Origin of the sequence: Serratia montpellierensis (genome assembly GCF_020858655.1) — a bacterium.
Lineage (GTDB): Bacteria > Pseudomonadota > Gammaproteobacteria > Enterobacterales > Enterobacteriaceae > Serratia > Serratia montpellierensis.
On the sequence record NZ_VOSN01000005.1, the window covers coordinates 505,867 to 521,690 of the forward strand.

Annotated in this window: 18 protein-coding genes and 1 pseudogene; 10 read left to right on the top strand and 9 right to left on the bottom strand. The window is 63.2% G+C overall.

Translation table 11 applies throughout. The features are described 5' to 3' along the window. Positions 1-45: 45 nt before the first annotated feature. From FUU19_RS07750 to FUU19_RS07765, 4 genes are all read left to right on the top strand, one after another. Positions 46-699 (top strand): helix-turn-helix transcriptional regulator, encoded by a 654-nt coding sequence (locus FUU19_RS07750; protein WP_141970095.1) that lies wholly within the window; start codon positions 46-48, stop codon positions 697-699. Between the two features lie 178 nt (positions 700-877). Continuing rightward, positions 878-1,372 (top strand): DUF2878 domain-containing protein, encoded by a 495-nt coding sequence (locus FUU19_RS07755; protein WP_141970097.1) that lies wholly within the window; start codon positions 878-880, stop codon positions 1,370-1,372. A 109-nt stretch (positions 1,373-1,481) separates the two neighbouring features. Further along, positions 1,482-2,402 carry a drug/metabolite exporter YedA gene (gene yedA, locus FUU19_RS07760; protein WP_197832917.1) on the top strand — a complete coding sequence of 307 codons (921 nt, stop codon included), beginning with the start codon at positions 1,482-1,484 and terminating at the stop codon, positions 2,400-2,402. Positions 2,403-2,508: 106 nt separating this feature from the next. Further along, positions 2,509-2,685 carry a hypothetical protein gene (locus tag FUU19_RS07765; RefSeq protein ID WP_004939348.1) on the top strand — a complete coding sequence of 59 codons (177 nt, stop codon included), beginning with the start codon at positions 2,509-2,511 and terminating at the stop codon, positions 2,683-2,685. On the opposite strand, the gene FUU19_RS07770 is transcribed toward FUU19_RS07765, so the two are convergent. Beyond that, positions 2,673-3,584, bottom strand: coding sequence for a LysR family transcriptional regulator (locus tag FUU19_RS07770; RefSeq protein ID WP_202669156.1), 912 nt, complete (start codon positions 3,582-3,584; stop codon positions 2,673-2,675). The genes FUU19_RS07765 and FUU19_RS07770 overlap by 13 nt on opposite strands. Positions 3,585-3,682: 98 nt before the next feature. Here FUU19_RS07770 and FUU19_RS07775 point away from each other — a divergent pair, with 98 nt between their 5' ends. From FUU19_RS07775 to FUU19_RS07785, 3 genes are all read left to right on the top strand, one after another. Next, positions 3,683-4,048, top strand: coding sequence for a toxin-antitoxin system TumE family protein (locus tag FUU19_RS07775; protein WP_107227386.1), 366 nt, complete (start codon positions 3,683-3,685; stop codon positions 4,046-4,048). Beyond that, positions 4,048-4,428: an HVO_A0114 family putative DNA-binding protein gene (locus FUU19_RS07780; RefSeq protein WP_078062023.1), complete on the top strand. Its 381-nt coding sequence runs from the start codon at positions 4,048-4,050 to the stop codon at positions 4,426-4,428. The genes FUU19_RS07775 and FUU19_RS07780 overlap by 1 nt, the downstream gene beginning before the upstream one ends. Positions 4,429-4,534: 106 nt before the next feature. Then, complete coding sequence (locus tag FUU19_RS07785) at positions 4,535-5,257, top strand: SDR family oxidoreductase (protein WP_230490199.1); 723 nt, start codon at positions 4,535-4,537, stop codon at positions 5,255-5,257. 6 nt (positions 5,258-5,263) lie between these two features. On the opposite strand, the gene FUU19_RS07790 is transcribed toward FUU19_RS07785, so the two are convergent. The 8 genes and pseudogenes from FUU19_RS07790 to FUU19_RS07825 all read right to left on the bottom strand — a co-directional run bounded on the left by FUU19_RS07790 (position 5,264) and on the right by FUU19_RS07825 (position 12,466). Further along, entirely contained in the window at positions 5,264-6,025 is a 762-nt protein-coding gene (locus FUU19_RS07790; RefSeq protein ID WP_230490351.1) for a phosphate/phosphite/phosphonate ABC transporter substrate-binding protein, read from the bottom strand. A 28-nt stretch (positions 6,026-6,053) separates the two neighbouring features. Then, positions 6,054-6,827 carry an ABC transporter permease gene (locus tag FUU19_RS07795; protein WP_197832920.1) on the bottom strand — a complete coding sequence of 258 codons (774 nt, stop codon included), beginning with the start codon at positions 6,825-6,827 and terminating at the stop codon, positions 6,054-6,056. Next, a complete protein-coding gene (locus tag FUU19_RS07800; protein ID WP_197832921.1) occupies positions 6,824-7,759 on the bottom strand; it encodes an ABC transporter ATP-binding protein in 936 nt (311 codons plus the stop codon). The genes FUU19_RS07795 and FUU19_RS07800 overlap by 4 nt, the downstream gene beginning before the upstream one ends. Continuing rightward, the gene (locus FUU19_RS07805) at positions 7,756-8,916 is read right to left on the bottom strand and encodes an ABC transporter permease (protein WP_230490198.1); all 1,161 of its coding nucleotides are present in this window, start codon (positions 8,914-8,916) and stop codon (positions 7,756-7,758) included. Before FUU19_RS07805 ends, FUU19_RS07800 begins: the two co-directional genes overlap by 4 nt. Before the next feature lie 61 nt (positions 8,917-8,977). Beyond that, positions 8,978-9,907, bottom strand: coding sequence for a glycine betaine ABC transporter substrate-binding protein OsmF (gene osmF / locus FUU19_RS07810; RefSeq protein ID WP_197832923.1), 930 nt, complete (start codon positions 9,905-9,907; stop codon positions 8,978-8,980). Positions 9,908-9,947: 40 nt separating this feature from the next. Beyond that, positions 9,948-10,979, bottom strand: a pseudogene (locus FUU19_RS07815) (fatty acid desaturase). 156 nt (positions 10,980-11,135) lie between these two features. Continuing rightward, positions 11,136-11,510 (bottom strand): cell envelope integrity TolA C-terminal domain-containing protein, encoded by a 375-nt coding sequence (locus tag FUU19_RS07820; protein WP_141970113.1) that lies wholly within the window; start codon positions 11,508-11,510, stop codon positions 11,136-11,138. 47 nt (positions 11,511-11,557) lie between these two features. Further along, positions 11,558-12,466, bottom strand: a complete 909-nt coding sequence (locus FUU19_RS07825; RefSeq protein WP_230490197.1) for a LysR substrate-binding domain-containing protein — start codon at positions 12,464-12,466, stop codon at positions 11,558-11,560. A gap of 140 nt (positions 12,467-12,606) precedes the next feature. Between FUU19_RS07825 and FUU19_RS07830 the strand changes: the two genes are divergently transcribed. The 3 genes from FUU19_RS07830 to FUU19_RS07840 are packed head-to-tail and all read left to right on the top strand — an operon-like array spanning position 12,607 to position 15,738. After that, on the top strand, positions 12,607-13,251 hold the full coding sequence (locus FUU19_RS07830) for a hydrolase (protein ID WP_004939390.1): 645 nt from the start codon (positions 12,607-12,609) through the stop codon (positions 13,249-13,251). 48 nt (positions 13,252-13,299) lie between these two features. Beyond that, positions 13,300-13,845: an antibiotic biosynthesis monooxygenase gene (locus tag FUU19_RS07835; RefSeq protein WP_230490196.1), complete on the top strand. Its 546-nt coding sequence runs from the start codon at positions 13,300-13,302 to the stop codon at positions 13,843-13,845. Positions 13,846-13,866: 21 nt separating this feature from the next. Next, entirely contained in the window at positions 13,867-15,738 is a 1,872-nt protein-coding gene (locus tag FUU19_RS07840) for an amidohydrolase (RefSeq protein WP_230490195.1), read from the top strand. Positions 15,739-15,824: the final 86 nt, after the last annotated feature.

The following is a 15,824-nucleotide window of genomic DNA, read 5'->3' on the forward strand; positions in this document are numbered from 1 at the left end:
TTAACAAGAGTTATCTTGGAATAAGTTAGGGCGAGGCGGAGAAATATGTCAAGAATAAACTTGGAAAATAGCGGCAGCACCGCACAATCGGTCAGTGACCGCTTGCTGACGCTATTGAAAACCCGCGGCCCGCAGCAAGCTTCTGACGCAGGAAAGGTGCTCGGCACCACCGGTGAGGCGGCCCGCCAGCAGTTCGTCAAGCTGGCGAAAGAGGGGCTGGTCGAAGCGGTGGCGGAAACGCGCGGCGTGGGCCGCCCGGTGCAGCTGTGGCATTTGACCTCCGCCGGCAACGCGCGCTTTCCCGACACCCATGCGGATCTGACGGTGCAGCTGCTGCGCACCGTGCGCGACAAGCTGGGCGAACAGGCGCTCGATGTGCTGATCGAGACCCGCGAGCAGGAAAACCGCATCAACTACAAGCAGGCAATGATCGGCGCCACCGATCTGCGCGAACGCGTGGCACGGCTCACCGAGATCCGCAGCCGCGAAGGGTATATGGCCGAATGGCGTCAGGAGGAGGACGGTTCCTACCTGTTGGTGGAAAACCACTGCCCGATCTGCGCCGCCGCTACCGTCTGCCAGGGCTTCTGCCGGGCGGAGCTGAGCATCTTCACCGAAGTGCTGCAGGCGCAGGTGGAGCGCGCCGAACACATTCTGGCCGGCTCCCGCCGCTGCGCCTACCGCATTTCGCTCCTGTAAACCGATTTTTGCCCAGCTTTCCAACCGGTACAGATTATTCTGCTTGTGCACCCCGCACCTTCCCTTCTAAGGTTGAATTAACGAACATTCAGCCGAACAGCGGGCCGCGCGCCCGCTCTGGCAAACCCGTCAGCGCACTGAGCGCACGGCGGCAGAGTAACCCCACGGGAGTTGAACGATGAAGAAGCCGCATGCCGGATTCTGGCTGGCGACGCTGGGACTGGGCGTCTGCTGGCTGCTGGCGCTGCTGACTCGCGATCGGCTCAACGGCATACTGCTGGCCGGCGCCGCGCTGGCGCTGATCTTTACCCCTGCCGCCCGCCGCAAAGGCGCAGCCCTGACCGCTTTGGGCGGTATCGGCATGGATGGGCTGTGGAGCTACAGTGGCGTACTGCACTACAGTGGGCAACACGGCCTGCCGCTCTGGGCCATCGCGCTGTGGATCGGTTTCGGCTGCTGGTGGTATTGGCTGTTGGACGTGGTCAGAGCAGCGCCCTGGCCACTGGCGGTGTTGGGCGCCGCCGTCGGCCCCTTCGCCTACGCCGTGTCCTGGAAGCTGGACGCGTTGCTGCCCGGCGTACCGCCGGAGTTCATGCTGCTGCTGCTGGCCGTCGGCTGGTCGATTTACCTGCCGGCCGTCAGCTGGCTGCAGTGGAAACGACAGGACAGCTGAACGGCTTGCGGCGGCCGGGAAAAATAATGCCGAAGGCCATTGCTTATCGGTTGCCCGATCGGGTTTACTGAGCGTTCTAATAATAATCATCCCTGCAAAATACAATCCTATGCTTAGCCAACCAAGCCGTAGCGTCCTGCCGTTGATCGGGGCGTTGTTCACGTTATATATCGTTTGGGGTTCCACCTATTTCGTCATTCGCCTCGGCGTCGCGCAGTGGCCGCCGCTGATGATGGCCGGCATTCGCTTTCTGACCGCCGGCATCGTGCTGTTCAGCTTCCTGGCCTGGCGCGGCCACGCGCTGCCGACGCCGAAGCAGTGGCTGGCCGCCGGTGCCATCGGCATTCTGCTGCTGGCGGTAGGCAACGGCCTGGTGACGGTGGCGGAACACCAACACGTGCCGTCCGGCATCGCCGCGGTGATGGTGGCGACGGTGCCGCTGTTCACCCTTTGCTTCAGCCTGCTGTGGGGCATGCGCAACACCAAACTGGAATGGGCCGGTATTGCGATCGGGTTAGTGGGCATCGTGCTGCTCAACACCGGCAACAACCTGGTGGGCAACCCGACCGGCGCGCTACTGATTTTGCTGGCGTCGGCCAGTTGGGCCTTCGGCTCGGTATTGGGATCGCGCATCTCGCTGCCGGCCGGGCCGATGGCCGGCGCGGCGGAAATGCTGGTCGCCGGCGTGGTGTTATTGGTCGCCAGCCGGCTGAGCGGCGAGCACCTGGCTCAGATGCCGAGCACCAGCGGCTTTCTGGCGCTGGGGTATCTGATTGTCTTCGGCTCGATGCTGGCGATCAGCGCCTATATGTTCTTGTTGAAGAACGTACGCCCGGCGGTCGCCACCAGCTATGCCTACGTCAATCCAGTGGTGGCGGTGCTGCTCGGCATCGGCTTTGCCGGTGAATCGCTGGCGCCGCGCGAGTGGTTGGCGCTGGTGATCATCGTGGCGGCAGTGGTGCTGGTGACGCTGGGAAAATACCTGTTCGCCCGGCCGGCTCGCGTGCAGGCCATCGACAGTGAACGGTAGCGATCACAAAGGGCGGTCTGCGCGCCGCCGTTAAAAACGATTCTTGTTTCACCCGGCGAAGGGGCTATAATTCCCGCTGTTCCAAGCAACCTGCGAAATTATTCCTATGCTGAAAAAAGCGTTCGTCATCGTCATCGCCCTGTGCGCCTTCGGTTCTCTGGGCGGCGTATTCCTCGCCGGGCTGAACATCTACACCCGTTCTACCACCCCGCACGAAGAAAGCGCGCCTGCCGGGGATACCGCCGCCACGCCGGCGCAAACCGAAACCCTTCAGGCCAAGTGATCGTCCATCCAACGCTGGCAGCGCTGCTGTAAAAAGCGCTGCAGCTGCCGGACGCGTTCCGATACCTGCGAGCGATGCGGGCAAACCAGATTGATCGGCACCGCGTCGCTGCGCCATTCAGGCAACAGGGGCACCAGCCGCCCGGCCCGAATGTCGGCCACCACGTCGATCGCCGACTTGCGCACCACGCCGTGTCCGGCCAGCGCCCAGCGCCGCGCCACTTCGCCGTCATCGGTAAAATAGCTGCCGTTCAGCGGTACTTCGATCAGTTCCTCACCGCGCCATAGCCGCCATTCCACCTGCCGTTTGCCGCTGGGCTGATACACCAGAATGCTGTGCAGGGCCAAATCGGCCGGCGTTTGCGGCGCGCCGTGTCGCCGCAGGTAATCGGGGCTGGCGCAGATCAACCGCCGGTGCTGCGGCAAAATGGGCAGTGCCACCAGCGCAGAGTCGGCCAACGGCCCGAAACGCAGCGCCACGTCCACCGGCTCGCGAAACAAATCGGCCTGCCGGTCGTTGATCAGGAGCTGCAGCTGAATATGCGGATGCTGTAGCCGGAACTCATCCAGCCAACCGAGCAGCAGATTGCGGCCGAAATCCGACGGCGCGGAAATCTGCAGCACCCCGGACAGCCCCTGATGCTTCTCGCGGATCGCCTGCTCGCCTTCGGCCAACGCGCCCAGCGCCAGGCGTGCGCTGTCGAGATAGCGGGCCCCCTCCTCCGTCAACCTCAGGCTGCGGGTGGAACGCACCAGCAGCCGCGCGCCCAGCTGCTGCTCCAGCCTTTTCACCGCGATGCTGGCCGCCGCCGGCGTCATATCCAGCGCACGCGCCGCGGCGGAAAAACTGCCGCCGTCCACCGTGCGAACAAACACCTCGAGATCGACAAATGAGGTCATGCGTTTCCCTTCTTGGAGAGCCGGATTCACGGCGTAACGGATTGACGATAAAACGCCCAATAGTTATGATTAAGTCATAACAAATGGAGTTTTGATCAATGGATGAACACAATGGACTGGACTACATCCTTAGCCTGCATGGTACGCGGGTCAATCGTGAGGATGGCTATTGGTGGAAAATCGAGGCCTGGACGGTAACCCAAACCGCCTTTATCCCTCACGGCATCCGTTACAATTTGACCCTGCATGATAACCACAATACCCGGGTTTTTGGCATAGACAACGCGCATGCCATTAAAACCCCCCGCAAAGGAAAATTTTCAGGCCGCGTCGTTTACGATCATCAACATGATTCCCCGACGGACAAAGGCTCACCCTACGAGTTTTATTCCGCCTATCAGTTGGTGGAGGATTTTTTTACCCGGATAGATGAAGTCATACGCAAGAGAGAAAATCGAGGTTGATGATGAAAGCACTGATTGGCGTGATGCCTGAAGAACTGATTCGCAAGCGCATACTGGCGATCGCGAAAGGGGAATACCAGCCGCAGGAACGTGAACCCAAAGTGTGGTTCACGTCGATGATTGCGCTGGCCCAGGTGCTCAGCAACGAGAATATCGCCCTGCTGCGGCTGATCGACACCGCCCGCCCCGAGACCATCAGCCAGCTGGCCGAACTGTCCGGCCGCCAGGTCAGCAACCTGTCCACCACGCTGAAAACGCTCAGCGGACACGGCCTGGTGGCGCTGGAAAAACAGGGGCGTTCGGTAAAACCCCGGGCGCTGTTTACCGACTTCGAAATTATCGTGGATCAGAAGTTAAATGCCCGCTTTAGCGCCGCATGATCTTTAAAAAATATTAATAAGTGTTTGTCAGCAAGGCCGATTGTTAGGTCATTTTCAATCAGGAAAGATAGATCCCGTTGAAACTTACCTTAAAAGAGGCCTTAACATGACAATTCCCGACTCCCCACTGAAACGACAAAAGCTGGTGATCCTGGGCGGTACCAGCGGCATTGGCGCCGCGGTGGCCTACGTGGCGGCGGCGCGCGGCGCTGAAGTGGTGCTGGCTTCGCGCCGCCTTCCCCACGCCGGGGAGAAAAATAATGACGCGCTGCGCCTGATGCAGGCCGATCTGACCGATGAAGCGTCACTGCATGCGCTGTTTGCCGCCGTCGGCGATTTCGATCATCTGGTGATCACCGCCGGGCCGCTGGTGGGGGCGAAGCCGCTGGCGGAGACCGCCCTTGAACAGGCGCAAGCCGACTTCAACGTCAAATTCTGGGGCAGTTTGCGCGCGGTGCAGGCGGCGCTGCCGACGCTGGCGCCGCAGGGCTCCATCACCCTGACTTCCGGCCAGCTGTCGCGTAAATACCTCGGCGGTCAGCTGGTCAAAACCGCCATCAACGCCGCGCTGGAAGCGGCCGGCAAGCAGCTGGCGAAGGAGTTGGCGCCGCGGCGGGTGAACGTGGTCAGCCCCGGCATCACCGCCACCGAAGCCTACGACGGCATGAGCGCCGCGCAGCGTCAGGCGCTGTTCGAACGGGTTGGCGGTAGCCTGCCAGTCGGCAGGGTCGGCCAGGCGGCCGACGTCGCGGCAGGTTACCTGCTGGCGATGGAGAACGGCTTCGTGACCGGCAGCGTGATCGACATCGACGGCGGCGGCCTGTTGTAACGGCGGCTAGAGCGCCGTCACGCCCTGCGCGGCGGCCTGCTGTTCCAGCACGGTGATAATCTGATAGGCCGAACGCGGCACCAGGCTGAAATCGCCGATCAGCAGACGGGCGCTGACCGCCTCATCCAGCATCGCTCGGGCGCCGGCGCGCAGGATATCCACCTGTTCCGGCGGCGTACCCGCCGCGGTGATCAGCGGCAGGCCGGGCACCGCCGCCGTGCGTCCGATGATTTTCAGCCCCTCCAGCGCCTGCGGCTGCGCGCGGCGCAGCAGTTCCATGCTGATCGAATCGATGGCGGCGATATCCGCCTGCCCGCTGCGGATCAGCTTCAGCGACTGATAATGCGCACCGGAGGCGATGGCCGCACCGAAGAATTTCCCGTCCCGAGCCAGCGGCGCGATCAGCGCGCGCAGGCCGTTGTAGCCGGACTGGGAATCGGTGCTGTTATACGCCGCCGTCCGGCCGCGAAAATCCGCCAGCCGTTCGCCGGGGTCGCCTGCGCGCACCACCAGCCAGCTGCGGTAATTCGGCCCGTCGCACCCTTCAACCCGGTAGTGGTAGGTGCCGATCAGCTGCACCTGCGGCAAGGTGCTGACCAACGGGTAACCGCAGGTTTGGCTGAGCAGCAGATCGTCGCGCCGCCAGTGCTGCGCCAGATCGTCCGGCCAGCTGAGCCGTTCCGGCGCCGCCGGCAGCCCCAACCGCAGCAGCTTGTCGCGCAAAACCTGCCAGAAAGATTCGGCCTGCTCCCGGCCAACGCCGTACATCGGTAGAGACACCTGCATCATTTCCTCCTTACCCCGCCGGAGTGGTCGCCAGCGTCTGCTGGCGCCAGGCGGTGAGATAACGCACCCATCGTTCGAACAGCATATCGGTGATAATAGCCAACAACGCCACCACCGCCGCGCCCTGGATCACATAGGCGGTGTTAAACCCGCTCAGGCCGATGATGATCGGCGAGCCGAGGGTCTTGGTGCCCACGGTGGAAGCGATGGCCGCCGTGCCGATGTTGATGATCACCGATGTGCGGATCCCGGCAACGATCACCGGCGCCGCCAGCGGCAGTTCAACACGCCATAGAATTTGCCAGGCGCTCATCCCTACGCCGCGGGCGATCTCGCGCGTGGCGGGCGGCACCGATTCAATGCCCGCCAGCGTGCCCTGCAGGATCGGCAGCAGGCCATACAGCACCAGCGCAATGATCGCCGGCTGTTCGCTGAAGCCCATCACCGGCACCGCTACCGCCAGCACCGCCACCGGCGGGAAGGTCTGCCCCACCGCCACGACCGTTTCCACCAGCGAACGAAACTCCCGGCCGCTGCGCCGGGTCACGGCCACGCCCGCCGCCACGCCAAGAGCCACCGCGATCAGGCTGGAGATCGCCACCAACGACAGGTGCGCCCCCACCAGCGCGATAAAACTGTCCTGCTGATAAATGGGCCGCTCCAGATCGGGAAACCAGGCGGCGAACAGACCGCGCAGACGATCCATGCCGAACACCAGCGCCAACAGCAGCGCCAGCGTCCAAGGCAGCGGATCGCGCAGCAGGCGCCAGATGCGCCCGCTCATGACAGCGCCTGCCCGGCGATCAGATCGTTGAAGTGCAACACCCCCAACGCTTCGCCCCGTTCATTCACCACCGGCAGGCAGTCGCTGCCGCGCGCCACAAACACCGACAGCGCCTCGCGCAGGCTCATGGCGGCGGCGATCGGCTCGCCCTCGGCGATGCCGGGCCGCACCCGCTCCGCCACCGTTCCCAGCGACAGCAGCTTGATGCCGCGATCGCTGCGCCCGAAGAAATCGCGCACGAAATCGTTGGCCGGCGCGGTCAGCAGCGCCAGCGGCGTGCCCTGTTGCACCACCCGCCCCTGATCGAGCAGCACCAGGCGGTCCGCCAAACCCAGCGCTTCGTCGATGTCGTGCGTCACCAACACGATGGTGCGGCCGGAGAGCTGATGGATGCGCGCGATCTCCGCCTGCAGCGCCGCGCGGGTGACCGGATCCAGCGCGCCGAACGGTTCGTCCATCAGCAACACCTCGGGATCGGCGGCCAGCGCGCGCGCCACCCCCACCCGCTGCTGCTGCCCGCCGGACAGCTGATGCGGGTAGCGACGGCGAAACAGATCCGGCTCCAGATGCAACAGCTCCAGCAGTTCGGTCACCCGATCGCGAATGCGCGCGCGCGGCCATTTCAGCAGCTGCGGCACGGTGGCGATGTTCTCCTCCACCGTCCAGTGCGGAAACAGGCCGATCGACTGGATCGCATAGCCCATGCGCCGCCGCAGATCCTGCGGTTTGAACGACTGGATCTCTGCGCCGGCAAAGAGAATCTTGCCCCGATCGTGTTCGATCAGACGATTGATCATTTTTAACGTCGTGGACTTGCCGGAACCCGAGGTGCCGATCAACACGGTGAATTCGCCCTCGGCGATGTGCAGCGTGAGATCGTCAACCGCCGGCTTGCCCTGAAAAATTTTGCTGACTTGCTCAAAGTGAATCATCGGCGCGATACGTCCAGGATTGAAACCCAAAATTTAAACAGCGAATCGACGATGACCGCCATCATGACCACCGGGATCACCCCCAGCAAAACCAGATCCAGCGCGCTGCTGAGCAGCCCCTGGAACACGATGGCGCCAAAGCCGCCGGCGCCGATCAGCGCCGCCACCACCGCCATGCCGACGGTTTGCACCGCCAGGATGCGCACGCCGGTCAGGAACAGCGGCAGCGCCAGCGGCAGCTGCACGCGCAGGAAGATCTGCCCGCGCGTCAGCCCCATGCCGGTGGCAGATTCGATCACCCCGGCCGGCACGCTTTGCAACCCCGCCACCACGCTGCGCACCAGCGGCAACAGCGCGTACAGCACCAGCGCCACGATCGCCGGCGCCATGCCGATGCCGCTGACGCCGTGCTCCGCCAGCCAAGGCACCGCCGTCGCCAGCCCCGCCAATGGCGCGATCAGCAGGCCGAACAGCGCGATGGACGGCACGGTCTGGATAATGTTCAGCGCGGAGAAAATCGGCCGCTGCCAGCGTTCGGAGCGAAAACACAGCACCCCGAGCGGCACGCCGATCGCCAGCGCCGGGATCATCGTTGCCAGCAGAATGGTCAGGTGCTGCAGCAGCGCGGCGTCAAACACCTCCTGGCGATTGTGGTACTCCTTCAGCAGCGACAGCTGATCGAGCTGATGCCCGAACAGCAGCAGCGCCGGCGGCACCAGCACCAGTGCGTTGCCCAGCATGCGCCACAGGTGCGACGCGGTGAGGCGCGCCATGGCGTCGGCCGCGATCAGCAGGCTCAGCGCCATCGTCAGCCAGCACCCGCTGCCCCAGGAGGTGCGCGCCAGGCGCGATCCCTCTTGCGCCAAACGTTCAGCAGCCTGCCCGCTGATCCAGAAGGCCAGCGTCAGCACCCCGCAGGCGGCCAGCGCCGCCAGCAGCGCCCGCCCCCGCGTCGGCGGCAACAGGCTGAGGATCGCCAATGCCGCCAGCGGCAACAGCAGCCACAGCGCCGGGCCGTGCAGCAGGGAGAACAAGGAGAGGCTTTTGCCCGACAACAGGCGATTGGGGGCATAACTGAGGAACGGCAGGCCGAACGCGGCCAGCAGCAACAGCATGAACAGCGTCAACAAGACGCGATGTTTTACGGCGATAGTCAAAGAAACGCTCCAGCTCCCTCGGTTTACCCCCTCTCCCGACGGCAGAGGGGGCACCTCGGTATTATCCCTTAACAAACCCTTTCTCTTTCAGGTAAGCGGCCGCCACCTGTTTGGCGTCCTGCCCTTCCACGGCGATCTGCGCGTTGAGTTTTTGCAGCGTCGGCCCGTCCAGCGAGGCGAACACCGGCTTGAGCAGCTCAGGCAGATTGGCGTGCGCCTTCAGCGCCGCTTCGCGCACGATCGGCGCCGGCGCGTAGATCGGCTGTACGCCTTTCGGGTCCGCCAAGGTCTGCAACCCCAGCGCCGCTACCGGGCCATCGGTGCCGTAGGCCATCGCCGCGTTGACGCCGGAGGTTTGCTCCGCCGCCGCCTTGATGGTCACCGCCGTGTCACCGCCGGCCAAGGACAGCAGCTGATCCTGATTCAGTTTGAAACCGTAGGCGCTCTGGAACGCCGGCAGCGCATCCGGCCGCTCGATAAATTCCGCCGAGGCCGCCAGCTTGAACTTGCCGCCGCCGTTGATCCACTTGCCGAGATCCGACAGCGTCTTCAGATGGTTGGCCTCCGCCACGTCCTGGCGAATGGCGATGGTCCAGGTGTTGTTGGCCGGCGCCGCGTCCAGCCAGACGATTTTGTTTTTGTCGTAGTCGAGCTGCTTCACCTTTTCGAAGCCGGCCTGGGCGTTCTTCCACGCCGGATCTTTCTCATCGGCGAAGAAAAACGCGCCGTTGCCGGTGTATTCCGGGTAGATGTCGATCTCGCCGGACGTGATGGCGCCGCGCAGCACCTTGGTGGTGCCGAGCTGCAGCTTGTTGGTGGTCTTGATGCCGTTGGCTTCCAGCACTTGCACGATGAGGTTGCCGAGCAGCGAACCTTCGGTATCGATCTTGGAGCCAACGCGCACCGAGTCGGCCGCCTGCGCCAGGCCGCCGGTGGCCAGCAGGGCCAGCGCGACGGCAAAGGAACGTCCGCGTGATAAGGTGATTGCCATACTTTTCCTCTGGTTATATGTTTTCCGGCTCATGGGCCGGTTAGGTTGGAAAATCCTGAGAAACGCGCTTCCAGCGCGCAATAAATTTTTCCGTCGGCGGGGCATCGCCTTCCCCCTGCGGTTCATCGGCGTGCAACGGATGTACGCCAACGTCGATCGGCGTCAGGGCGTAATCGCGCAGCCACTCGCCATAGCCTTGCGCGACAAATCCCTGACTGCGCCGCTGATACGCCTCACGCTCCGCCAGATACACTTCGCGCAAACCATACCAGGGCAGACCGGGCAGATCGTGATGCACTAAATGGTAGTTCAGATTGAGAAACAGCAGCCGCCACGGCTAGCCCGCCTCATTAATAATAGAACGTGCCTGCGGTGCGTCCACGGCGCGATGCTCAAAAAACGATCTTACCTTGGTCAGCGCCAGCGCCGGGTAGCTGATGGCCAGCAGGTAAAACGCCGCGCCGATACCCTGCGCCTGCAGCCAGTGCAGCAACATCGCCAACAGCGACAGGTGCACTCCCCACATGCCCCAGGCGCGCCACTCCCCGGCGGCAAGCGCCTTCACCGCCCCGGCCAGGGTCGCGGCGATATCCAGCGCCGGGCCGAGGATCACCCGGCCGATCAGCGTATTGCGCACGGCGGCCAGCAGCGGCAACAGGCGGGGATAGCGCCGCCACTGCGCGGCGCTGAAGTAATAGCTTTCAGGATCTTCGTGCGGATCGGTCAGGTGGTCGTTGCGGTGGTGACGCAGATGCGAATCGCGATACAGCCCGTAGGGATACCACACCGCCAGCGGCAACAGGCCGAACAGCTGATTGACGCGCGGCCAGCGCGTCGGGTGGCCGTGAATCAGCTCGTGTTGCAACGACAGGTACCAGGTGGTCAGGAGGAGCAACAGCGGCGCGCCAAGCCACGGGCCCAGCGTTTGCCACCCCAGCGCCACGCCGAACCAGCCGCCGTACACCGCCGCCATGATCCCCCAGGTGGGCAACTCCAGCCGCCAATGCCGGCGCCGATAAAGCTGCCTGATTCGTTCGCGCTGTTCGGGGTGCAAATAGTGGGCGTGGGACATGCTGCGGCTCGCGGTTGGGAATTTTCTCCCAGTATCCGTGAGCCGTGGCGGCGTTCAAAATAACGAAAATGGCAAAGCTAAGTGAAAATTCAGCGGGTTGCGCACGCGTAAAAGCGAAAAAACGGGCCGCGCAGGCGGCCCGTCGGTCACATCCCTTCAGGGAACGAAATCGAGCACCACGGCGTTGAACAGCGCGTACTCGGTGGCGCTGGCCATCGGCGGAAACTGCGCGTGCTGCACCGCCGCGCTGGCCGCTGCGCACAGGGGCGCATCGCCCCTCACGATCTTGCTGCTCGCCAGCTTGCCGTCCGGCCGCAGCCGTATGCTGATGGTGCAACGTTGGCCGCGCGCGTGTTCCGGCAAACGCAGCTCGCGGCTCACCGCGTTATGCACCCGCACCGGATAACTGAGCGGTGCCGTTGCCTGCGCCTCGGCCTGCGGACCCGGCAACGGGGAGCCGGTCTGACGGCCGGCCCCCGCGCCACAGCCGCTCAACAACAACAGCGCCAACAGGCCTAATGTCTTTTTCATTCCCGATGTCCTTATTGGGGGGATTTATCCTTATCGCGCGGCCCTCACTACGCCGCCGGGTAAGCCTCGCCGTCGTCCGCGTAACGCTGCAACCGCTCGCGCCACCACTTGGCCGCCAGGCCGCTGGCGCTTTCCCGCCAGCCGAAATAGGCAACGTCGCTGCAGCGCTCAGATTCAACGCGTTTCGCCACCAGTTCGCCGCTGTTCAGATAAGGTTCTGCCAGAGAACGCGGCAGATAGCCACACCCCAGCCCGGCCAACTGCGCCTGCAGTTTGGCGTCGAAGCCGAAGACCGTCAACGTATCCTGCTCTTCCAGCAGGTTCAGGCTCTGCGGCGCGTTGACGCGCGAGGTATCGCGCACCACCACCGCCCGGTGCTGACGGATCTCATCCTTCGGCAACGGTTCCGGCAACGCCGCCAGCGGGTGCTGCGGCGCGACGGCGAACACGTAATCCAGCTGCCCCAGGCGGCTGAACGCATAACCCACTCGCGACGGCGGCTCGCAGATGGCGCCGATGATAATGTCAGCGCAGCCGTAAACCAGCGATTCCCAGGAACCGGCCAGCACCTCGTGGCTGAAACGCAGCCGGGTATGGTGATGCTGCCGATAGAATTCGTCGATCAGCGGCAACAGGCGGGCAAAGGGGAAGGAGGCGTCGATCCCGAGCGTGATCTCGCTTTCCCAGCCGTTTTCGACATAGCGCGCCTGCTGCTCCAGATCCTGCGCCGCCCGCAGCAGCACCCGGCCTTTTTCCAGCATCAGCTTGCCGGTATCGGTGAACTTCGCCCGGTGGCCGGAGCGGTCCAGCAGGGTGATGTCGAGATCGTTCTCCAGCTTTTGCACCATATAGCTGAGTGCCGAAGGGGTTTTAAACAGTGCGGCGGCCGCGGCGGCGAAAGATCCGTGCTGGTCCAGCGCGTCCAAAATCAGCAGCGCTTCCAGGTTTAATCTCATGCTTTCTCCCGTGTATAAAAAAACTCAACAAGTCGGCAAAAATTCTGCGGTATCTTTGAAATCGCCCTCTGCCTACCATGCGTTTTATCGGCGTTACACTCATCAGATGTTCAACCGAAATATCACTGGGAAGGTAAATTATGTCCAAGTTTCAACTGCTTGATAAAGACAATTCCGCACTGATTTTTATCGATCATCAACCACAAATGGCCTTCGGCGTGGCTAATATTGATCGTCAGCAACTGAAAAACAACGTTGTTGGTTTGGCGAAGGCAGGCAAGATTTTCAACGTCCCCACCCTTTTCACCTCGGTCGAAACCGAAAGCTTCAGCGGCTATATCTGGCCGGAACTGCTGGCGGTACACCCTGAAATCACCCCGATTGAACGCACCTCGATGAACTCCTGGGAAGACGCGGCCTTCGTTAAAGCCGTGGAAGCCACCGGCCGCAAAAAGCTGGTGATCTCCGCGCTGTGGACCGAAGTGTGCCTGACCTTCCCTGCGCTGATGGCGCTGGAAGCCGGCTATGAAGTGTATGTGGTGACCGACACCTCCGGCGGCACCTCCGTCGATGCGCACGAGCGTTCGATCGATCGCATGGTGCAGGCTGGCGCCGTGCCGGTGACCTGGCAGCAGGTGCTGCTGGAGTACCAGCGCGACTGGGCGCGCAAAGACACCTATGACGCGGTGATGGCGCTGGTGCGCGAACACAGCGGCGCTTACGGCATGGGCGTCGACTACGCTTACACCATGGTGCACCACGCACCGGCACGCACGGTGAAATAATCCCCCTTGCCCCGGCCCTGCGCCGGGGTATTTTCAGGAGTCGGTTTTATGGCCCATCCGCAGCATGTCACGCTGGTGATCACCCACCGTTTGGCGCCGGGGAACGAGCAGGCCTATGAGGCCTGGCTGAACCGCATCATGCCCGACGCCGCAGGCTTCACCGGCCATCTGGGTGTCAACGTGATTCGCCCTTCCGGCAGCGAACAGGCCTATACGGTGCTGGTCCGCTTCGACAATCTCGACAATCTCTACCGCTGGCTCAACTCGCCGCTGCGCAAGCAATACATCGAAGAGGTCACCCCGCTGCTGCTGGAGAACGACCATATCGAGATCCGCCCCGGCGCGGAGTTCTGGTTTACCCCGCCCAACCCGAGCGTGCGGCAGCCGCCCCAGTGGAAGCAGTTCATCATCACCCTGCTGGTGATCTTCCCTTCCACCAATCTGGTGCCCTGGTTTTGGGGGCGGGTGCTGCCGCAGCTGGACGGCACGCTGCTCGGCCATTTTCTCAATGACGCCACCGTAGTCGCCCTGGTGGTGTACCTGTGGATGCCTATCGTGACTCGCGTTTTTCATCAATGGCTGACCCGCCGCTAGGCGGTTCGCCGGGAGAATGTTATGAACCACCACGCTTCATTGATCATCACCAACGGCAAGTTTCACACCGTCGATCGCCAAAATCCTACCGCACAGGCGGTGGCCATCCGCGACGGCAAGTTTCTGGCGGTCGGCAGCGAAGGCGAAGTCATGCAGCACGCCGGGCCGGAAACCCAGGTGATCGACCTGCACGGCCACACCGCTATTCCGGGCCTGAATGACTCGCACCTGCACCTGATCCGCGGCGGCCTGAACTATAACCTGGAGCTGCGCTGGGAAGGCGTGCCCTCGCTGGCCGACGCGCTGCGCATGTTGAAAGAGCAGGCGCTGCGTACGCCGAACCCGCAGTGGGTGCGGGTGGTCGGCGGTTGGACCGAATTCCAGTTCGCCGAGCGCCGCATGCCAACGCTGGACGAGATCAACCAGGCAGCGCCGGACACGCCGGTGTTTATTCTGCACCTCTACGATCGCGCGCTGCTCAACCGCGCGGCGCTGAAGGTGGTCGGCTACACCAAAGACACGCCGAATCCGCCGGGCGGCGAGATCCAGCGCGACGCCAACGGCAACCCGACCGGCATGCTGATCGCCAAGCCCAACGCCATGATCCTGTACGCCACATTGGCGAAAGGGCCGAAACTGCCGTTGGAACAGCAGGTCAACTCCACCCGCCAATTTATGCGCGAGCTGAACCGTCTGGGCCTCACCAGCGCCATCGACGCCGGCGGCGGCTTCCAGAACTACCCAGAGGATTATCAGGTGATCGCCGAGCTGCACGAGAAAAAGCAGCTGACCCTCCGCATCGCCTATAACCTGTTCACCCAGCGGCCGAAGCAGGAGCTGGAAGACTTCGAGCTGTGGACCGATATGCTCAAGCCGGGCCAGGGCACCGACTTCTATCGCCACAACGGCGCCGGCGAGATGCTGGTGTTTTCCGCCGCCGACTTCGAAGACTTCCTGCAGCCGCGCCCGGATCTGCCGCCGGGCACCGAAGACGAGCTGGAGCGGGTGGTGCGCCATTTGGTCGAGCACCGCTGGCCGTTCCGCCTGCACGCCACCTATGACGAATCCATCAGCCGCATGCTGGACGTGTTCGAGAAGGTGAACCGCGACATTCCGTTCAACGGGCTGCACTGGCTGTTCGACCACGCCGAAACCATTACCGAACGCAATATCGAACGGGTCAAGGCGCTGGGCGGCGGCATTGCGGTGCAGCATCGCATGGCGTTCCAGGGCGAATATTTCGCCGACAGGTACGGCATCGAAGCCACCAAACATACGCCGCCGGTAGCGAAAATGCTGGCGGCTGAGCTGCCGGTCGGGCTGGGCACCGACGCCACCCGCGTCGCCAGCTACAACCCGTGGACGGCGCTGTACTGGCTGGTCTCCGGCCGCACCGTCGGCGGCATGGCGATGTACGACGACAGCGCCCGTCTGGATCGCGAAACGGCGCTGATGCTGTGGACGCAAGGCAGCGCCTGGTTCTCCACCGAACAGGGCAAGAAAGGCCAGATCAAGGTCGGCCAGCTGGCGGATGTGGCGGTGCTGTCGCAGGACTATTTCAGCGTGCCGGAAGAGCAGATCAAAGGCATCGAGTCGGTAATGACGGTGGTGGACGGTAAAGTGGTCTACGCCGCCGGCAGCTTCTCGCCGCTGGCGCCACCGCCGCTGCCGGTGCTGCCGGAGTGGTCGCCGGTCACCCAAGTGCCGGGCCACTACCGCTCCGCGCCGCCGTTGGCGGCAGCTCGCGTCGGGGTAGTGAGCCAGGCGCACCAATGCTGCGGCCCGTGCGGCGTACACGCGCACCAGCATGACATCGCGCGCCGCTCCAGCATCCCGGTGTCGGACGAGAATGCCTTCTGGGGCGCGTTCGGCTGTTCGTGCTTCTCGTTCTAAGTTGCCAGGCCAGCAACTTATTACGCAACTAGCTTAATAAGATATTAAGTTAATAAGATAGCAAGTTAATGGCGCTACCCACGGGA